Here is a 1,337-nt window from a genome sequence, read left to right as displayed (position 1 = left end):
GCACCCGGAAGGGTGTGGGAGAGTAGGACACCGCCGGACCACACCCCAAGGGTCGAGCCCCCGCACACACCGTGCGGGGGCTCCCCGCATTCAACACCCCTCTGCCCGCGGCGGGTGAGGCGCGTCCCTCCTGCCCGGATGCGGCACCATCCCGGACACCTGCACGGACGGGGCCACGCCGCCACCGCAGAAGCCCCCCGCCACAGGTGGGGGGCTTCTGCCATCCCGGGGTGGGGCCCGCGGGCCGAGCGTCTCCGGAATCCGGGCCTGTCCGGTGAGGCAGGAGTGGTGCCGGGTACTGGCGCGCTGCCGCGCCGAGACGGCACCATGGGGGCCATGGGTGACAACAGTGATGGGTCCGGCCGGACAGGGGACGTCTCGGGGAAGGTCGATGTGGACTTCCGGATCGTCGACGTCCCGGATCAGTCCCTGGCCGTAGTGACCGGGCAGGTGCCGGTGGCCGAGCTGCGGAGCTTTTTCGACCGGGCGTTCCAGGACCTGAGCAGAGGCATGGCGGACGGCGGATTCGAGCCGTCGGGGCCCCCGCTCTCGCTCTATCGTGGCGTTCCCGTGGAGGCTGCGGATCTCGAGGTCGGATTTCCGGTCCTCGGGTCGGTGAGGCCGTCGGGGCCGGTGGCGGAGGGCCGGATACCGGCCTCGCGAGCTGTGATGACCGTCCATCGCGGCAACTATGACGCGCTCGGTGACTCGTGGGGCCGGCTTGCCGAGTGGGCCCGGCGGCAAGAACTCGTTCTCGACGAGCTCTTGTGGGAGGTCTATGTCACCGAACCCCATCCCGGCGACGATCCGAAGGACATGGTCACGGAGTTGTACTGGGCACTTCGTCCGTAGCAGGAGCGTCTCGGTCACTGCGCCGTCTGCGGCTGTCTGCATCGGGACGGGGCCTTCGGTCCTGTCCCGTACCCTGCAACTCCGTGTGCCGGCCGTCTTCGACCCGGCTTATACAATGGGGGGCGATCAATAGTGCGGGCCGTCTCACGGTGCCTGCCGATAACCACGAGCGTCGACAGAAGGCAGCGTCGGCACAAAGGAGCGGTACGTGTCCGAGTCCTTCCAGCACGGTTCCCGGGACGAACGCGACAGCGGGGATTCCGGCGACCTTCCGGGCAGCGGAGGAGCGGGCCGTGACGGTGGCCGCTTCGATTCGCCCCCCGGTCGCCGATCCGGTCCCGAGAAGCGCGGCTCGTTCCGTGATGATCGTCGAAGCTCGTCCCGGGGTACCGAGCGTGGTGGGTCCTTCGCCGGTCGCGAGCAGCGACAGGGTGACCGCCGTGAGGACCGTGGACCCCGCCGTGACGACCGGCGTGAGGACCGGC

1 protein-coding gene is annotated in these 1,337 nt (G+C 69.8%); it reads left to right on the top strand.

The genetic code is table 11. The features are described 5' to 3' along the window. The first annotated feature begins 336 nt into the window (after positions 1–336). On the top strand, positions 337–852 hold the full coding sequence (locus ACH9EU_RS00045) for a GyrI-like domain-containing protein (RefSeq protein WP_396411883.1): 516 nt from the start codon (positions 337–339) through the stop codon (positions 850–852). Positions 853–1,337 lie beyond the last annotated feature (485 nt).

The organism is Kocuria rhizosphaerae (assembly GCF_044462265.1).
Lineage (GTDB): Bacteria > Actinomycetota > Actinomycetes > Actinomycetales > Micrococcaceae > Kocuria > Kocuria rhizosphaerae.
Note: the sequence above shows the minus strand (reverse complement) of the source record. Positions and strands in the feature narration are given on the sequence as shown.